The sequence below is a fragment of the Bradyrhizobium embrapense genome (assembly GCF_001189235.2).
Classification (GTDB): domain Bacteria; phylum Pseudomonadota; class Alphaproteobacteria; order Rhizobiales; family Xanthobacteraceae; genus Bradyrhizobium; species Bradyrhizobium embrapense.
This window is the reverse complement of the sequence record NZ_LFIP02000014.1, coordinates 1-17,391: the sequence shown is the minus strand read 5'-3', so window position 1 is coordinate 17,391 and position 17,391 is coordinate 1. Positions and strand designations below refer to the sequence as shown.

The 17,391-nt window shown below is 58.4% G+C and carries 13 protein-coding genes and 4 pseudogenes; 14 read left to right on the top strand and 3 right to left on the bottom strand.

The window, feature by feature from the left end; all coding sequences use genetic code 11:
• Nucleotides 1–4: 4 nt before the first annotated feature.
• Nucleotides 5–178: pseudogene (locus tag AKN83_RS41945) on the bottom strand (IS21-like element helper ATPase IstB); the annotation flags it as partial.
• Between the two features lie 492 nt (nt 179–670).
• Here AKN83_RS41945 and AKN83_RS39020 point away from each other — a divergent pair.
• The 14 genes and pseudogenes from AKN83_RS39020 (at nt 671) to AKN83_RS40230 (ending at nt 13,959) form a co-directional block, all read left to right on the top strand.
• A complete protein-coding gene (locus AKN83_RS39020) occupies nt 671–949 on the top strand; it encodes a DUF3892 domain-containing protein (protein ID WP_050399935.1) in 279 nt (92 codons plus the stop codon).
• A gap of 794 nt (nt 950–1,743) precedes the next feature.
• Nucleotides 1,744–2,277 carry a transposase DNA-binding-containing protein gene (locus tag AKN83_RS41565; RefSeq protein ID WP_244486438.1) on the top strand — a complete coding sequence of 178 codons (534 nt, stop codon included), beginning with the start codon at nt 1,744–1,746 and terminating at the stop codon, nt 2,275–2,277.
• A gap of 40 nt (nt 2,278–2,317) precedes the next feature.
• Nucleotides 2,318–2,725, top strand: coding sequence for a hypothetical protein (locus AKN83_RS41560; RefSeq protein WP_244486437.1), 408 nt, complete (start codon nt 2,318–2,320; stop codon nt 2,723–2,725).
• 305 nt (nt 2,726–3,030) lie between these two features.
• Nucleotides 3,031–3,287 (top strand): annotated as a pseudogene (locus AKN83_RS41555) (transposase); the annotation flags it as partial.
• A 381-nt stretch (nt 3,288–3,668) separates the two neighbouring features.
• Nucleotides 3,669–4,238, top strand: a complete 570-nt coding sequence (locus tag AKN83_RS39010) for a hypothetical protein (protein WP_128089705.1) — start codon at nt 3,669–3,671, stop codon at nt 4,236–4,238.
• Between the two features lie 34 nt (nt 4,239–4,272).
• Nucleotides 4,273–5,313, top strand: a pseudogene (locus AKN83_RS39005) (IS5 family transposase); the annotation flags it as partial.
• A 578-nt stretch (nt 5,314–5,891) separates the two neighbouring features.
• A complete protein-coding gene (locus AKN83_RS40240; protein WP_157113713.1) occupies nt 5,892–6,062 on the top strand; it encodes a hypothetical protein in 171 nt (56 codons plus the stop codon).
• Nucleotides 6,063–6,398: 336 nt separating this feature from the next.
• Nucleotides 6,399–7,604 carry an HlyD family secretion protein gene (locus AKN83_RS34945; protein WP_050399933.1) on the top strand — a complete coding sequence of 402 codons (1,206 nt, stop codon included), beginning with the start codon at nt 6,399–6,401 and terminating at the stop codon, nt 7,602–7,604.
• Between the two features lie 176 nt (nt 7,605–7,780).
• A complete protein-coding gene (locus AKN83_RS34940; RefSeq protein ID WP_244522215.1) occupies nt 7,781–9,574 on the top strand; it encodes a glycosyltransferase in 1,794 nt (597 codons plus the stop codon).
• Between the two features lie 9 nt (nt 9,575–9,583).
• Nucleotides 9,584–10,672: a cache domain-containing protein gene (locus AKN83_RS34935; RefSeq protein WP_050399931.1), complete on the top strand. Its 1,089-nt coding sequence runs from the start codon at nt 9,584–9,586 to the stop codon at nt 10,670–10,672.
• Between the two features lie 375 nt (nt 10,673–11,047).
• Nucleotides 11,048–12,138, top strand: a pseudogene (locus AKN83_RS34930) (IS5 family transposase).
• Entirely contained in the window at nt 12,138–12,482 is a 345-nt protein-coding gene (locus tag AKN83_RS34925) for a hypothetical protein (RefSeq protein ID WP_050399930.1), read from the top strand. The pseudogene AKN83_RS34930 and the gene AKN83_RS34925 overlap by 1 nt, the downstream one beginning before the upstream one ends.
• A 237-nt stretch (nt 12,483–12,719) precedes the next feature.
• A complete protein-coding gene (locus AKN83_RS40235; protein WP_157113712.1) occupies nt 12,720–13,580 on the top strand; it encodes a hypothetical protein in 861 nt (286 codons plus the stop codon).
• A gap of 34 nt (nt 13,581–13,614) precedes the next feature.
• Nucleotides 13,615–13,959 carry a hypothetical protein gene (locus AKN83_RS40230; protein WP_128089702.1) on the top strand — a complete coding sequence of 115 codons (345 nt, stop codon included), beginning with the start codon at nt 13,615–13,617 and terminating at the stop codon, nt 13,957–13,959.
• A gap of 1,021 nt (nt 13,960–14,980) precedes the next feature.
• On the opposite strand, the gene AKN83_RS41835 is transcribed toward AKN83_RS40230, so the two are convergent.
• Nucleotides 14,981–16,384: a GGDEF domain-containing protein gene (locus AKN83_RS41835; RefSeq protein WP_050399929.1), complete on the bottom strand. Its 1,404-nt coding sequence runs from the start codon at nt 16,382–16,384 to the stop codon at nt 14,981–14,983.
• Nucleotides 16,385–17,169: 785 nt separating this feature from the next.
• On the bottom strand, nt 17,170–17,391 hold a 222-nt coding region (locus AKN83_RS34915), incomplete at its 5' end, for a transposase domain-containing protein (protein ID WP_172803664.1).

The following is a 17,391-nucleotide window of genomic DNA, read 5'->3' as shown; positions in this document are numbered from 1 at the left end:
GTGAGTCAGAGCCCAATTTTGCCCCCTTTGCGCGGCGAGCATTGCTGGTAGCGCTCGTCTCGTCGGAGCTGGCCGGGATAGCGGAGGCGAGACGAGCGCGGGTGGCGTGATCGTCGTCTCGGCTCTTGAATCGCCAACTGTCGTTGCCGGTCTCGACGATATCGCAGTGATGGGTCAGGCCACGTGTACGCGCGATTGCTGCTTATGCCGACAGATTAGAAACGGGGCGATTAAGTGGTTCCCGAAGAATGGGACGATTTGGACAAGAAGAACGGATCGAGCAGGTTACTTTCACTTTTCGCTTGAGCTTGCCCTCCGGCAAGGACGGGGGCTCAACGTCGGCTGCCGAGGAATGTCGAAACCCGTTGCATCTGAGCACTCGGGGCCCTAGCTAGAAGTCCGGGGATTTGCCCCGCTTAATGACCAGGGGCAGTGATCCGATTCACCAGATCCCCATGTGAGACTTGAGCGTATCGATCCGATCTCGGCACGGCGCAAGCGGCAGAAGAACGACTCGCGCCGTGCGTATCCCACGTCCGATAAGCAATGATACGCCCCCCACTATTCCAGGGAGGGGGGCGAGCCCCAACCATGTGGCAGCATGAGCGGATAGCGTGTCCGATTCTCCGCCAGCGGTCCCGAGCTTCGGCTCACAAAATAGGAGTGGTTCATGACTCGCCGGATTACATGCATTGTCAAGCTACCCACGCATCAAGACCGCCATCGGCGCATTCAAGCCGTCGGCGGCTCAGGGTGGCAACACCCGGAAGAGACAGCCATCGCAAATGTCAAACGCGATCCGAAAGCTTATGATGTCAGCGAGCAAGGCAAGACGGCCTGGGTGATCGTCAGAAAACACGACGGTCGCGAGTACCTGAAGACCGAGAATGATCGTTTTCTCCCCGATAACCTTTTGAGCCTTGATGACTGCCTGCGACTAGAACGTTAAGGGGATTCAATCCGCGAGCCGTCGTATTTGCGGGGTCAGCGGCGCCCTGCTAACCGGCAATTCGACGCGATTGCGTACTAGCCCCCCCGCTGAGGCCCAGAACAATTACCGGCCGATTACTTAATCGAACTGTTTTGGCGCGGGACCATTAGGCGATGGTGGATGCGTTTCCCAGCCCCCAAGTTGGCGCATTCACTTTCGGTCCCAGCGCTCCTTCTGAGGAGCGCTGGGACTCTATTTGCCAACCGCTGTTTGGCCCGATCTCAGGACGAGAATCGGCGCCCCATCGGCTATTAGCCGGAGTCCGCGGGGCGGGCTGGCTATCCACGCCGGAGACTGATGATCATTTTCGCGGCGAAGTTGGTTACCGGACTGCCCCTCCAAGGACATAGCGCTGCGATCCCGGTTCACCTGCCTCTTTTTGCGCCCGGCTGATTCGACGAAATCTCGATCTCGCCCTTAAGCCCCGCCCCGTTCGTAAGCGCTCAGCCGGCTTTCAATGTAAGCGGCGAGCTGAGCTTTCAATTACCCACATCTGAAATCGGATTTGAACGGCGCGCGGCGGGCAAAATCTTGAATCGGCAGAATCTGTTGTGATTCGTTGTTGAGCACCTGATTCGAAGACGTGGGGTGCTCGATGGGCTTGGTGAAGGAACGCGCGGAGGCGCGTGCTCAGCGATTGACCGGCGGTATTGAGACTTAGGCGTGGGTTGATCGGGAAGCTGCGGGATGCGAGTAACGATGAGCGGCTTGGCCGCCGGTTCTGCAAATTGCTCGCACAAATCGGGAGCGACATGGGTCAAAGCATCCCGCTGGTTTGTCAGGACTGGGCCAACACGAACGCCGCCTATCGCTTCCTCTCGAACGAATGGGTCAACGAGGCAGATATTCTTTGCGGTCATTTCGAGGCGACGCGCGGGTGCGGAACGGCGACGAAGGGACCGATCCTCGCTCTCCATGACACGACGGAGTTCAGATTCAAGCGTGAGAAGCCGGATCTGATTGGCTTTACAGGCAAGACGGCGGGGCGCACGCAGTGCGGCATCCTGATGCATTCGAGCCTCGCCGTGACGACCGAGGGGCTTCCGCTCGGACTGGCGGCAATCAAGTTCTGGACACGCAAGAAGTTCAAGGGGACGACTGCGCTGAAGCGAAAAATCAATCCGACGCGTGTTCCGATCGAGCAGAAGGAGAGCATCCGCTGGCTGGAGAATTTACGGCAATCGACCAATCTTCTCGCGTATTGGCGATCGCGAGAGCGACATCTACGAACTGTTTTGCCTGGCCGAGGAGGTTGGAACGCATTTCCTTGTGCGAACCTGTGTTGATCGGCTTACCGGGGACGGCATTCATACAACTGCCGACGAAATGGACGAGGTTACGGTCAAAGGCCTGCATCGGATCAAGGTCAAGGATGACAGAGGCAACCCGGACGAAGAGCGTCTCGAAATTCGTTTCCGCAAGCTTCGGATTCCGCCGCCGATCGGCAAGCAGAAGAAATTTCCCGCACTCACTCTGACCGTGATCCATGCTCAAGAGCGGGGAACGCCGAAACGGCGAAAGAAGATCGAGTGGAAGCTCTTCCCCGATCTCCCGGTCCAATCGCGCAGGGATGCCATCAAGAAAATCGAATGGTACTCGTTGAGGTCGAAGATCGAAGTCTTGCATAAGATCCTCAAATCTGGCTGCAAGGCGGAGGACTCGAAGTTGCGAACCGCTGAACGTTTGGTCAATCTGATCGCCGTTTTTTGTATTGTAGGCGCGTCTTCTGGATGACGATGCTCAATCATTCCTCACCGACTGCCCTACCGCAGACGGCGCTGACAGATTCCGAACTCAGGCTTCTTGATCATTTGGTGAAAGACAAGGGTGACGATCGCCCTCGACGGCGTACGCTCTCGCACTATGTCGTCAAGATCGCGCGGCTCGGAGGATACTTGGCCCGAGCCAACGATCCTCCTCCAGGAAATACCGTCATCTGGCGCTGACTATGGCGGCTGACTGACATCGAACTGGGAGCCGCGATCGAGGCAAAGATTATGGGTAATTGAACAGTCTCCTTGCGGCTTACGATCGATGGCGTTCGAGAGGCCATCCAGGCAGTCGGAGCAAGCCTGCTCTATCTCCCGCCCTACAGTCCGGACTTCAACCCGATCGAGATGGCCTTCTCGAAATTGAAGGCTCTGTTGCGCGCCGCCGCAGCACGCACCATGCCCGACCTCTGGCAAGCAATCGCCAGCGCTCTCAAACGTTTCTCACCCGAGAAATGCCAAAATATCTCGTCGCAGTTGGTTACGACGCAAGGCGATCGGATGCTCTAGCTCATCGCTCCCTCTGACAGCATGATCTGGGGCTAGGCGCTGACGACGGACAGAAGTATGCGCTCGCGGTGACGTTCACTCGGAAGACTTGACATCATCGGGCAACACCAAGCCGGGTGGCAGTCATGGCACTAGCGATTTTTCGAGACTTCGATGTGACGGCGGTCGTGCATCTCGCTGGTCGGCGCCCGACCGGCAAACGCCACGCGTGAAGCTGTGGGCCGGAACTCCAACTATGCTCTCTGTCCGCGATCGAACATATAATTATTTAATGTGATCGCGCCTGCAGGATCTTGTAGTTGACCGGTATAGCATTCTCTGGGTCAAATCGCGGTCAAACCCATCTTTGCCAGTCGTGAGCACTCAAAGCGCGACTGAAAGGAAGCAGAGCTAAAGCCATGTCTCCTCTAGAAGCAATTTGCCGCTGGCTGGGATCACAAGACTTAGACACCCAGCTCGATTTCGCAGCATACGCCGCACCTTCGATTTTTGAGGGCAGTGACATTCTCACGCTTGGCGGGCCGGAGCACCTCGACGCGCTTCTGCGCTGGTTGACCGAACCTGAGTTGGATCCAAGGGCCGCCGCAGGTCGTGCTCTGACCTTCCGAATCGTCTTCGAGTACTTTGCGCAGAGCAGAATCAGAGGGGATGGATGGAAACGAACCGAGGAACTAGAGCGCAAGATTCTGGAACAAGCTAAGTGCGACGGAAGGCTTGCGGCTGCACGCAAGACGCAAAGGAAGCTTCAACTGTTACCGGCTCGAAAAGAGAACTGGTATCGTGTTGTGAAATCCTGGAACAGACTGGCGGCGACTTATCTGACACGCGAGGCTCTCGCCAATAATGCCTCGCCACGATGGAGCCTAAGGGTCATTTCAACTGGCGACTGTCCTCCGACGGTTGCCCGCAGTCGCGAAATCTCAAGCGACCTAAGTTTTGTACGCATCCGGCGGCGCCGTCTTGTCTGACACGCTGCAATTCGCCAAGCGTGTGAACTTACCCGAGTTCTTCCAGCACACCTTCCCGCACGAGCGCCCGGACCTAAGCCATTGGCGCAAGCGGCTCGGCGACAAGCTGGAGCTGCTGCTGGCTGAGAGCCTGCGGGTGGCGCACGCGGCCGGCGCATTGCGGAGCCGGGACCTCAAGCGAGTCACAGTCGACACGACGGTGCAGCCGAAGGCTATCACCTTTCCGACCGATGCCAAGCTCTTGCATGCGGCCATTCAGGGGGCCCAACCGCCTGACGAGAAGGCTCGGCGTCAGGCTGCGGCAATCCTATTGTCGCGTGGCCAAAGCTGCGGCGATGATGGCGGGTCGCTACGCTCATGCAAAACAGTTCGGGCGGCATCAGCGGCAGTTGCGCATCCTGCGCAGCCGGCTAGGCCGGATCATCCGCGACATCCGCCGCAAGATCGAGGGCCAGCCAGCACTGGACGAAGCGTTCGCCCTGCCGCTTGACCGAGCCACGCAGATCCGCTTGCAGCAGCAGCGTCAGCGCGGATGGAAGCTTTATTCTTTGCATGCCCCAGAGGTGGAATGCATCGGCAACGGCAAGGCCGCTGCGCCTTACGAATTCGGGGTGAAGGCCTCCATCGTCACCAATAACAGCCGGGCTCCCGGTGCCTGTTCGTGCTGCACGCCAGGTCGCTGCCCGACAACCCTTACGACGGTCACACCTTGCATGACGTCGCACCGAGACACTCACTGGCTCGATCGAGCGGGCCTATGTCGACAAGGGTACCGTGGCCACGACGCGCAAAATGCCCGTCGCGTCTTCATCTCTGGTCAGAAGCGCGGCGTCTTCGGCATCATCAAGCGCGAACTGCGCCGCCGCCCGCGATCGAGCCCATCATCGGGCACATGAAAGCAGAAGGTCATCTCGGCCGCTGTTACCTCAAAGGCCGTGCCGGCGATGCCGCCAACGTCGTCCTCTCAGCCGTCGGCCACAACTTGCGCCGCATCCTCGCCTGGCGCAGGGAGCTCTTGCGCCCGTTCCTATGGCGAACGCTCGTCGGTTCCGCAAAGCTCAATCCGGCTTCTTAACGAACGACTACCCATTGTCCTTTCTTGACAAACACTGGACGCTTGTCATCGCAAGATGATGACGTCCACGTGGACGTCTCGGGCAATGCCTTTAAAGATCCTCGGAGCTTTTTGGAAAATACCGTTGGCTGATATTAGATTGACTCAAGTTACGCGTCGCATTCTCACGGCCACCCCTTCAAAATACCGCATTCAACCATAAGTTCCGGAGTTTGTTGGCCAGTGAGTATCTTCGCGTGAGAAAAGCCCCGGTCCAACGCTGATTGACATCCGTCGCACGTCTTCATCACCCGTTCCATGGATCAATCCACGACAGCCTTCCGTGAGTCGTTCCTCACTCATTCGCTCTCCTCGGCTATCCAAGAGAAGGCGAAGTTGGCCGCGGATCGAGCATCATCAGATGCAGACGAATTCTGCGCAGTTGAGACGTCGGACTTCTTCCCGCGGCCAAGTACCTACTAAGGGAGGTAGGCATGGACATGCTGGAGGTTGTGCTACCTTGAAATAGTTGATGATCGGAACTGAGCAAACAACCACGCGGGACATCGTCAATCCTTCTTCAAGTTAGGAGACACCGAATGCCCACGATTGCAACCGACGATGAGAACGCGAACGGCGAACACGCACAGCGCCCGTGCTGGCTGAGCCCTTCGTTTACGACGCATTGGCGCTGCGGAACCGGCCGCACCTGCGTCGCACATTTCGATTGGGTTTCTGGAATGGGCGACAACAACCCAAGCGACGACTAACGTTTTGGTTGCGGCAAGTGGTTCATCCAAGGCTCGACTATATTTGATCAGCTCAAAGTGCGGCCATCGTCTACAACGCGGTAATCAATCCGCCGAGCGTGAACAAGGAACGACAGCGCTCTATTCCCTCCGGAGAGCTCGCGAGATGCAGAGCCTGCACGATCTGCGACCTCGAACAGTGTGACCTTGCCGATCGCCGTCGTTATCAACTGTCTCGCATTCTAACGATCCAATTCATGTTCAACGTCTGACTGCAGTGTCACATTTGCTTGCCTCCACAAATTCGCCTCTAAGTTGCGCTAGAAAAGGCAGCTTGAATGTGATTGGAAGTCTCTCATGAAGCTCATACGTGTGGTCATTGGCTTGATCCTACTGGCCGGCGGCCTGTACGTCATCCTAGGTGAGCACTTCGCTGGGACTTCGGCTGATGCCACGGTAAATGCCCGACTTTACGTCGTGCGTGCCCCGATCGACGGCCGGGTAACGCTTTCCGTCAAGAGCATTGGAGCGCGCATTAATGCAGGAGAACTCGCGGCTGAGGTCTCCGATGAGCGATTTGATACCGCTCGGCTTCTTGAACTTGAGCGCGACCGCGACAATCAACGCATCGAACTCAAACGGATTGCCGGCCAGAGGGACGCGCTGTCGCGGTCGAGAGCCGGATTTGACGCGCAATCAACCGACTATCAGCGTGGCAGGATTCGACAGATCGAGGCGAGGATCGCTGAGACAAAGGCGGCGCAGGACGCAGCAGCCGCACGCCTGCGTGAGGCGGACGCCGAATTCAAACGCGCTAATGAGTTAAACAATCGCGGCGTTCAGACCGTGGCCAACCTAGATCGGGCGCGCGCGACATTCGACGTCACACAACAAGAATTGGAGAGTGCGCAGCAGCGGGTCAACTATTTCGAGACGGAACTCGCCTCAGCCCGCACCGGCGTCTTCATCGGAGAGTCCTATAATGATGCCCCCTTTTCGACGCAGCGCATTCGAGAACTAGATCAACGGCTTGCAGAATCGTATGTCGAAGAGGAGCAAATCAAGGCGCGTATCGCTCTATTCGATCGGCAGATCGATGCGGAGCGTCTGCGCGTCAATCGGCTGACTTCCGCGACGCTCAATGCCCGGGTTCTAGGGCTTGTCTGGGATATACTGGTGGACAATGGCGAGTACGCCCGGCGCGGACAAGATCTGGTCAAGCTTGTCGACTGCAATAGCCTTGTCGTCACAGCGGGCGTAGCCGAATCGCTTTATGATAACTTATCCGCGGGGACGGCGGTGCAGTTTCGGCTGTTCGGCGACGAGCGAATTTTCGACGGAACGGTCACCCGGCTCGGCGGATCCGGTGCGGCGCCCCTCTACGCGAACCTGGCCGTTGGTCCGAGTCCGCAGCATCTGCAGCGCTTCGACGTGACAGTGACGGTGCCGGGTCTCGCACAACAACCCGATCTTGGCTGCGCCATCGGGCGCACCGGACGTGTTGTGTTTTCGAGCGGCCCGATCGCCCAATTCCGTCGCTTTTTCACACGGTACGGCTTCTGATGGCTCTGCTATCGCCACTCTTCGCCGCTCTAGCGGGAGCCGCCGTCATTATCGGGCTCCGCCTGACCGTCCTCCCGCTACTTAACCCGAACCGATGGTACTGGCGCACCCTTCTGCTTGGAACGGCAACACTTCTCTCGTGGCGCTACGTTGCGTGGCGGTTCACTGAGACCTTGGTGCCGCTCGACTGGACCCCGGATGCCTTGGTCAGTTGGGGCTTCGCAACGCTCGAGGCCCTGACTGTTCTCTCCTCTTCAATCGCATTCGTGATCCTCTCGCGGGTGAGAGAGCGCACGGCAGAGGCCGACGAACACGTAGGATGGTGGTCACCTGGAGAAGCGCCAAGCGTAGACATCTTCATCACGACCTACAATGAACCGCTCGAGATACTCGAGCGGACCATCATCGGGGCCAAAGCCGTGCGCTTTCCAAAGCTTGGCGTCTTTGTCCTTGACGATGGTCGCAGGGACTGGCTCCGACAAGCCTGCGAGCGGCACTCTGTCGGATACATTGCGCGCTCCGACAACGCGCATGCCAAGGCGGGAAACATCAACCACGCGCTTGCCCAGCGTGCCCTAAATCCAGATCGACCGGATTTTGTCGCCATCCTGGATGCGGACTTCATTCCACATGTCGATTTCATCGACCGCACAGTGGCACTGTTTTACGATCAAGGTGTTGGCCTAGTTCAAACGCCGCAGCATTTTTTTAATCCAGATCCAATCCAGCACAACCTCGGCATCAGCGCCGGGTACCCGGACGAGCAACGACACTTCTTTGACAATGTGCAATCGGCAAGGGATGCCTGGGGAATCGCGATCTGTTGCGGCACCTCATCCGTGATGAGAGTTCATGCAATCCAACAGATCGGCCTGCTTCCGACGCAAAGCGTGACCGAGGACTTCCTGCTCACGCTCAAGCTTGCCGAAAATGGATGGCAAACCGTCTATCTCAACGAAGCGCTGACCGAGGGCTTGGCTCCAGAGGGGCTCAAGGAATATATCGTCCAGCGCGGCCGCTGGTGCCTCGGCCTGATGCAAATTGCGCGCAACTGTTACAATCCATTTGGTTCGCATCGATTGGGTTTGATGCACCGGATCAGTGTCATCGATTCCGTGCTCTATTGGCTAACCACCTTTCCCTTCCGCTTGGCGAGTCTGATCTGTCCGCTCCTGTACTGGTGGCTCGGCATTACGATCATGAATGCATCGCTCGTCGATATCACCAGATATTATATCCCGTACTACGTCATGGTCCTCGTGGCTCTGAATTGGCTCTCGAAGGGGTTGTTTATCCCCATCGTCAACGATACGGCGCAGCTGATTGCTGCGTGGCCGATTTGTCGGGCCGCGGCGCTCGGCCTCTTGACGAGAGGACCGCATCGTTTCTCGGTGACGGCCAAGGGCGGCGACAGAACGAGGATCGTTGTCCAATGGTCATTGATGCGACCTTTCCTGATCCTTTTTGGATTGACCGTTGGCGGCCTGATCGTGCCGCTAAATTCCGATTTCGTCTTCAATACCTCTTTAGCAGCCGGGGACGGCGTCGCCATCGTTCTGTTCTGGACCGTCTACAACGTTCTGGTCTTGCTGGTGGCGATCGCGGCGTGCATTGAACGCCCCCGATACAATAGGCCGCAGCGCCAGGTGCTTGAACCGATCACTTTGACGATCGGAGACGATCTGCACCGTGGCTGGCTCGTGAATCTCGGGCCGGAAGGCGCCCGCATCAGCGGACCGTTCGGCCTTTCGGTCGGGGCGACAGGCAATTTGACGATCCCAGCTATTGGCGACGTCGAGGCGCGTGTTCTTGCGTCAACTCGTGACGGTTACCGGCTAAAGTTTTCGCCGAGCATCGAGCAGCGGGCCCAAATTATCGAGAAGCTTCACACCGCCCGAGCTCTTCCCGGAGCCGATCGCGGGGACATCGTTCGCATCATCCGCGAATTGGCCCGGGCTCTTAACCGTTGAGGAGGCGTGATGGCGAACAGAGGCCTGAGCTTGCGCACGCTTGTGTTCGTCGGCGGCGCAACGTTGATGCTGGTGCCGGCGATCGTGACAGCCACACTGTACACCGCGGCCTTGGAGCAGCGCGGCGAGGAATTGCAGGTCGAGAAATTGACGACCCGCGGCGAACTGAGCGCGAACCTGCTGGCGCGGCGCCTCTACGGGGTTTGGATGGACCTAGCACGTATGGCCGACCTGATCGACCCCACCGACCCGGCAAATGCCCGTGAGCACATCCAATTCCTGAGCCGCTTGGATGGACGATACTCCTGGCTCGGCATAGCCGATCTCGAGGGCAAGGTACTGGCGGCCAGGGATGGGATGCTTGAGGGCGCAAGCGTTGCGCAGAGACCATGGTTCAGGCGCGGCCTTGATGCGCCAGCTGCGGTCGATGTTCACGAGGCCCAACTCCTCGCGAGCCTCTTGCCTGTATCCGCTGAGCCCTATCGCTTCGTCGATCTGGCCGCTCCCTTACGGCATGGTGGTTCCGTCGTCGGCGTAATCGGGGCACACCTCAATTGGAAATGGGTGCAGGAGGGGATGGCTGCTTTGCAGGCGCCCGGAATCGATGTGCTGCTGCTTTCGCGGGACCGAACCGTCCTTTTTGGTCCGACCGATCTCGTCAACAAGCGGCTAAGCGTCGGCTCAGCGCTTGCCGCCAGCCGCGTCACCAGAGCGTTTTCGAGCGAGCGGTGGCCTGACGGCAAGGACTATTTCACAGTGATCGTTCCGAGCATTGGTTTTGCTGACCTCCCTAGCTTCGGCTGGTCTCTCCTGATCCGACAGAACGCTGACGATGCTATGTCATCAACCCGAGAACTGATCCGATTGTTCTGGATCATTCTCGGCGCTGGCGCGGTTGTCGCACTCGCGCTACTCCTATGTGCCGCCCAATGGCTCAGAACGCCGCTGCGCCGGCTGTCGGAATCCGCTCAGGCCATCCTGCTCGATCCTGGCGCGCGTCCGCCGCACCAGGAGACCCGTTTTGAGGAAGCAGCAAGGTTGAGCGACGCGCTTGCCCACATGCAGTCCAAGCTGATGGGTCGTCGCTCCAATTCGTAGTTGCAGTCCCAAGAACGAGAGTGGAGCGCCGTGACTCGAACGATGATAGAAGTAATCTTCGTCAGGCGCGCCTGACATTGTGGGCCGCGGCTTTCGTTCGATTGCTCCGCATGGCGATCGTCGTGCTTAGCGACTGGAGGAGTCGTTTTCGCCTCGAAGCCGATCTGATCTGGCCAATCCGGCCTGCTCGCTTCGCTGACGCAGCACGCCGAAGGCACGTTCGAACCTACCGACGCCCCGCTCGGTGCCCAGTTCGAACTTGAGGGAACCCGGGCGCCGAGTCGGTCACCAAGACTAGCAGGCTGTTGAAAAAAGGTAGTCGCCGCCGACCGACGATCATGATTCATTGGCTCCGACGAGATTCGGAGACGGTGCGTGCGCGGCGGCGACAATCGAACGGGCGATTTGTTCAGCTACGTCGACCTGGAAGCAAGGGTGCGGCGTGATCATCCGCTGCGAGGGATCCGGACGATCGTGAACGAGGCGCTGGCGGCGCTGGAGCACGATTTCGCCGCCCTTTATTCGCCGATTGGACGGCCGTCGATCCCGCCGGAGAAGCTGCTGCGGGCGATGCTGTTGCAGGCGTTTTATTCGATCGCTCGGAGCGACTTCTGATGGAGCGGTTGGAATATGATTTGCTGTTCCGCTGGTTCGTCGGAATCGGCGTCGACGATGCAGCCTGGGACCATTCGGTATTCTCGAAGAACCGCGACCGGCTGCTGGAAGGCGACATCGCGGCGAAGTTCCTGGCGGCGGTGCTGGCGCAGCCCAGGGTGAAGAAGCTTCTGTCGAGCGATCACTTCTCGGTCGACGGCACGCTGATCGGGGCGTGGGCCTCGATGAAGAGCGTCAAATCGAAGGATAGCTCCGGCGAGCCGCCGGCCCAAGGCGGCGGGCGCAATGCTGAAGCGAACTTCCATGGCCAGAAGCGCTCCAACGACACCCATGCTTCGACCACCGATCCGGAGGCCAGGCTCTACCGCAAGGGAAAAGGCAAGGAGACGAAGCTGTGCTTCATCGGGCACGGGCTGATGGAGAACCGCCACGGCTTGCTGGTCGACGCCTGCCTGACGCAGGCCGGTGGGCATGCCGAACGGGTGGCTGCGCTGCACATGATCGAGCCTCGTGCCGATCGACCGACAGCGATCACGCTTGGTGCCGACAAAGCCTACGATGCAGAAGACTTCGTCAACGAGCTGCGCTCGATGAACGTGACGCCGCATGTTGCGCAGAACACCAACGGCCGCAGCTCTGCGATCTACGGACGTACGACACGGCACGGCGGCTATGTGGTCAGCCAGCGCATCCGCAAGCGCATCGAGGAGGCATTCGGCTGGATCAAGACGATCGGCGGGCAAGACAAGACCCGCTTCCGCGGCCGCGATCGGGTCGGATGGGCCTTTACCTTTGCTGCCGCCGCCTACAATCTGGTGCGGTTGCCCAAGCTGATCGCGGAGGCCGGCTGATGGCCAAAGTGCCCGGCTTCGCCAAGGCTTTTGCCGGCCGCTGGCGCATCGTCGAAATGGACAACTGGGACAGCGACTTCCTCGATCTTGTCGGAGAGGCGCATCTCACCTTTCGGGGCAAGTCCGATGGCGAAATAGCGTTTGGGGCTCTCAAGGGCTTCCTGGATGCTCGCTACGGCACCCGCGACGGATCGGCCTGCGCCGAGTTCTCATGGGAGGGGCACGACGAGAATGATCCGTCCTGTGGTCGCGGATGGGCCATGATCGGCTCTGCCGGCAGGCTCGTTGGCCACTTCTACATCCACAATGGCGACGATTCAGCCTTCGTTTGCGAACGCGGCTGAGTTCTTCAACGGCCTGCTAGATGACGCCTTCGCAAATATGCGAACCTCGTGAAGTTTTGCACTCGGCAACACAAGTAAAGTGCCGCTTACGCTCGGGCAATTGCGCGGGACTATTCTCTTTATCGGGCGAGGTCGCGGACGCTCCTATCAGTATCAGGAGGTGATCTGCCCCCTATACGAGGTAACCTCGCTATCGCTGGTTTCGCGACTCATCTGCCTTGCTTGACGGAGGCTAATATGACAACGGTGGTAACGCTGGACGTGTTTTCGGGTAACGCGAACCCGAGTTGGCAGCTGACGGCCGCACAAGAGAAAGAACTTGACGAACGGATCAGAGCCTCGTCGACGTTCACCCACTCGAGGCCGTCAGGGGTCGTCGGCGGATTAGGGTACCGCGGGTTTCATATCGCGCAGCACGTCGAAAGCTTGACCGGGCCGAAACGCCTGTTTGTGCACGAAGGCATCCTCGATCGAGGCCTTGGCCTTGCCAACTACGTTGCGGATTCCGACATTGAGGACTGGCTAATCACCACATCGGGGAGCGCCATAAACGACGAAGTCCGCCGGCACGTCAGTTCGCGCACTGCCACCCATGCTCAGGCTAGGTTTGAAGGCAATTTGGCGGGCGCACCTTCATGCCCGCAATGTCGCGCCGTTGATGCGCCAGCCTACAACCCGGGCCTCTGGAATGTTCCCAACATTCAGCCTTACAACAACTGCTATAACTACGCGAACAACAACGCGACAAATACCTTCGCTCAGCCAGGTCGCGCCAGTGGACACCCCGCGACAGCCATGGCTTGCAGCAATGTGAGTGCCGCAGCTCAATCGGATGGATTGAAACCGGCAGCGAACTTCTCGAGTCCCTTGGCCGCAGGTTCCGGCTGGTACGTGGCTCTGGTCGTTTGGCCGAACAATGACTATCATTGGTATCGACAAGACAACGTTGGATGTTGGTCGCATAAGCCGGGCCAAACGGCAGCGAGGAACGTCGACAATGCTGGCGCTGCAATTTCGGATCCGAGGACTTGCAATCGCGGCCCTTATACCGATTTCTGTACTTACATGGTCACAAGCCGAAGCGTTCATATCCGATAAGGCTTGGCCCGAGACCCGGCAAGCTAGGAACTCGATGGAACAGCTACCCGATCGCGCTCAGGTAGAAATTGACATTTTTTCTGGCCGTCCCAACCCAACGTGGAAGCTTGGACGCACAGATACGACTGCCCTTCTAAAACTGCTCAAAAAAGTAAGGAAAGTAGAGACTGCTGCCGGTGGGGCGGGCGAACTCGGCTTTCGCGGCTTTAAGGTGAGCTTTAAGACGGGGGGGTCTGGACGAGAACTCCGTGTCAAGGGCAACTCCGTGTCCGATGGCGCTCAACATTTCTCTGACGATCGTAGGATAATCGAAAAATTTCTTTTGGCGAAGATGCCGCGTGAGCTTCACGATCGGTTTCTGAACGTCTTACCTCGTTAGCCCTCACTTCTCACGCCATCGATTGGCACGAAGTTGCTGTGCTAGCAGTCTAGTGGCGCGATGCGATACGCTGCGTCGTACACGCATGAATCGCCGGACGATCAATCTTCGTGTTTATTCCGGCAGGCTAGAACAATTTCCGATCACGTTACGTCGGCAGAGATCGAGCATAGGGCGCGCTGCGGCGACCCGCACGCCCCGTGACAACGTCGGTTAGGCTGATAGGAAAGTTTGTCAAGACGTTGCGCCCAAGCAGTGCGAACTTCTTTCGACATGCCGGGTACGCGTAGTGATCCACATACAGTTGAAAACGCTCCCAAGTCTCCTAAACTACCTCAATTTAATACACCATCAATTCAAACGGAGCACAGCTACGGCCTCGAACCTCTCGATCTCCGCCTCCGATGAGTGAGAGTATTGGAAGGGGGTCGAACATCTGGACGGCCCCGCCCTGTGAGCACACGTTGATGAAACCTCATCGTGCGCAGAGGATTTAAGTTACCCTGCAACTTCAACCTCGAGATCCGTAGCGCGCAGGCCCGATAGTGGTACCAAGTTCATAGACATACACCAAGATCGAGGCGAGAACGACGCCCTCAAAAAGAGCTATGGCATCTCTTGTGGCAGAACTACGCCAGTCGAACCAATCAGCGTGCAATACCCCTGATCGGGGCGTTCGCACACTCATGACAGTCGAACCTTCGCTGACCACGTCGTCGATATCGATCGTCGAGTGAATATTTTCCGCGTCCAGTCGACGCAGAAGTCACCAGAACGCTCCTCGAAACGAAGACTGTTGAATAATGCCGTACCAATCGCCGACATGGCAACTCTCGGCAAGTTAGTGGTCCAATTCTAATATTGGCATCCTCCTGCGGCGAACTCATACGCGAATGTTGAAAATTGATGAATTACTAGCGAATAGCAATTTGAAGTCCTGGGTCCGAGTTGGAGAATGAAGCCGAGTAACTATCGTCACGGCGCGGAACGTCAGGGGCTACGCGCGTGAATGAACGATGGCCTACCCGACAATCACACGATTGCGTCCCTCAAATTTTGCGCGATAAAGGCGCTGATCGGCGACGTTCAGGAATCCGTCAAGCGTGTCTCCATCGCGCCCGAACTCCGACACCCCAACGCTGATGGTGACGCCAACCGACGGCTGGGCTCCGACGTCGAACGCAGCGCCTTCGATGGCTGATCGAAGGCGCTCGGCTACCGCGCAAGCGGCGTCGAGCGTCGCGCCCGGCAGCAACACCATAAATTCTTCACCTCCCACGCGCGCGACAGAGTCGTAGGGGCGGATCGCCTCCAGACACTTTCGGACGAATGCGCGGAGGACCTCATCGCCGACACTGTGACCACGTGAGTCATTGATATCCTTGAAATGATCGAGGTCGATCGACAGCAGAGATAATGGAGCTCCGCTTCGTTTGGCCCGCGTGATCTCGTTGCTGATTTGCTCGATGAAATGGCGCCGATTTCCGGCACCGGTCAGTGGGTCGGTGGCGGCAAGGCGTTCCAACCGTTGATTGCTCAGTTGCAATTGCTGGAGCGCCCTTTGCGTCTCGGCCATCGACTCGGCCAGGCGGGCAGTCATTTCTTCCTGGCTGTAGATGGTCGAGAATGATTGCGTCGTTCGGAAAGCCTGGGCAACGCCATAGCTGAGCAGGAAGAACCCGCCAGCGAAGATCGCGTGGGCGAGCCACCACATATGGTTCCAGGGCGCCGCCAGAATGAATGCGAGCGACGATAGGGCAAACCACGCGACCGAAATACCGAAAATGAGCATGAGCGGCGCCTGAATCCGTCGCATCAGCATGGCCGCAACGTTCAACGCGCTGAACACCAGTGCGCCACCTTCCATGGACAAGCGTACCGCGGCATGCCCCGCATAGGGGGAGTAGGCGATCAGGCCGACGGCGATGTCCATCGTCAGGAACAGACCGATCCACATCAGCCATGTGCGCGTATCGGAGCGCTTCTCGACCTCGTCTGAGGGCTGGTCATAGCTGAACAGCCCAACGAAGAGCAGAATCGACATCGCAAGACGCGACGCCGGCCCATAGAGAAGAAACAACCAAATATTGCGGTGTGCCATCCCGGTGAAGGCGCCGTGGGGCGAATAGATCAGCACGAAGCCGAGAAAACCCAGGGTCAACCAACGCAACAGAGGTTCACCTGAAGCTTGGTAGCAACGCCACGTCACATAGGTGACAAACAGCCCTTCGAGGGTGGCGACGGCAATCGCGAATTCGTGGAATAGGTGATTCTCGAATTTTAACGCGGGATCCTGCTGGAAAAACAGGTAGGCGATGAACTGGGCAGGCATCAGGGCGAAGGCGACGAGGAGAAGGCTCACGTACGCCTGTGTGACCAGCCGGAGCGTGTTGGTCGCTTCGTGCACCACAAGGTTGGTGCTCATATGCATATACCGTCTGTCATGATGCCTGCGGCCGTCTCATGAATTCTTGGCGTCTCGGAGGGATATGCTCCTCCCAGAGCACCTTCAGTCACTGCTGTAGTTCCCAGATGAAAAACCATGATTCGTCGCGGCCGGAAGGCCAGTCAACAACTTGGCGCGCGCGATCACCGCTGCACTGTGCAGACCGATGGCAGAAACTCCAGCTTTTCGTCCATCTGTGCTGCACCCCGTCGAGCAGGCGGCGGCGCCGACAGGAGTGGCCAGCTCCCGCCGCCGTGGGATCAATGCGCCGTGGCCTGCGTTTACGTATACGCCCCCACCACGTTCAGGCCACCCGCTCCGCTGAAGGTCCGGTCGTCACGGTCTGTAAGGCGTTCGAGAACTCGCCATCGGAAGACGAGGAAATCACGAGCCCGTTGAGAAACGGACTCTGCGTAGCGTACCTCGACGGTCTGCCCGCCAGTAGCGCCACCGCGACGATCGGTCCGTTACTGATTCGGCTCCGGGCCAACACGCGTGATGAGCAATACGGCAAGCGTCGCAGCTTTGATTGACGATTTTTGTAGGCTCATCTGCAATCTCCTTAGTCTGGGATGTCCCCGCAGTGCTCGACCGAGGCCATTAGGATACTTAAGCTTGTTGTGTTGGCCGCCTGCCAACCCTTGTAGGTTGCCTGACGCAATCTGCAGACTTGAAGAAGGAGGAATTACGTACGCATACGATGAAGACCGCCCGATTGACGCGTGCGCGCGGGCACGGCGAGCTATGATGGCGTTGCGTGAAGGTCAGGCGGCCTGCTGACCGGCGGGCTTGCCGGCTTGGCCCAGGAGCTTCCATTCCCAGGGCAGCAGTTCGTGCAGACGCGATGCGGGAAGATCGGCGATGCGGGCGAGGATGTCGGCGAGCCAGACCTTCGGATCGACCTCGTTGAGGCGACAGCTCGTGATCATCGTCAGCATGATGGCGGCACGGTCGGCGCCACGCTGGCTTCCGGCGAAGGTCCAGTT

Excerpts from the sequence above, each read along its gene's own strand:
- AKN83_RS41835 (WP_050399929.1), bottom strand. The coding sequence starts at position 16,384 with ATGAGCACCAACCTTGTGGTGCACGAAGCGACCAACACGCTCCGGCTG.
- AKN83_RS34925 (WP_050399930.1), top strand. The coding sequence starts at position 12,138 with ATGGCCAAAGTGCCCGGCTTCGCCAAGGCTTTTGCCGGCCGCTGGCGC.
- AKN83_RS41560 (WP_244486437.1), top strand. The coding sequence starts at position 2,318 with ATGGACGAGGTTACGGTCAAAGGCCTGCATCGGATCAAGGTCAAGGAT.
- AKN83_RS34935 (WP_050399931.1), top strand. The coding sequence starts at position 9,584 with ATGGCGAACAGAGGCCTGAGCTTGCGCACGCTTGTGTTCGTCGGCGGC.
- AKN83_RS41565 (WP_244486438.1), top strand. The coding sequence starts at position 1,744 with ATGGGTCAAAGCATCCCGCTGGTTTGTCAGGACTGGGCCAACACGAAC.
- AKN83_RS34945 (WP_050399933.1), top strand. The coding sequence starts at position 6,399 with ATGAAGCTCATACGTGTGGTCATTGGCTTGATCCTACTGGCCGGCGGC.
- AKN83_RS39010 (WP_128089705.1), top strand. The coding sequence starts at position 3,669 with ATGTCTCCTCTAGAAGCAATTTGCCGCTGGCTGGGATCACAAGACTTA.
- AKN83_RS40230 (WP_128089702.1), top strand. The coding sequence starts at position 13,615 with ATGGAACAGCTACCCGATCGCGCTCAGGTAGAAATTGACATTTTTTCT.
- AKN83_RS40235 (WP_157113712.1), top strand. The coding sequence starts at position 12,720 with ATGACAACGGTGGTAACGCTGGACGTGTTTTCGGGTAACGCGAACCCG.
- AKN83_RS39020 (WP_050399935.1), top strand. The coding sequence starts at position 671 with ATGACTCGCCGGATTACATGCATTGTCAAGCTACCCACGCATCAAGAC.
- AKN83_RS40240 (WP_157113713.1), top strand. The coding sequence starts at position 5,892 with ATGCCCACGATTGCAACCGACGATGAGAACGCGAACGGCGAACACGCA.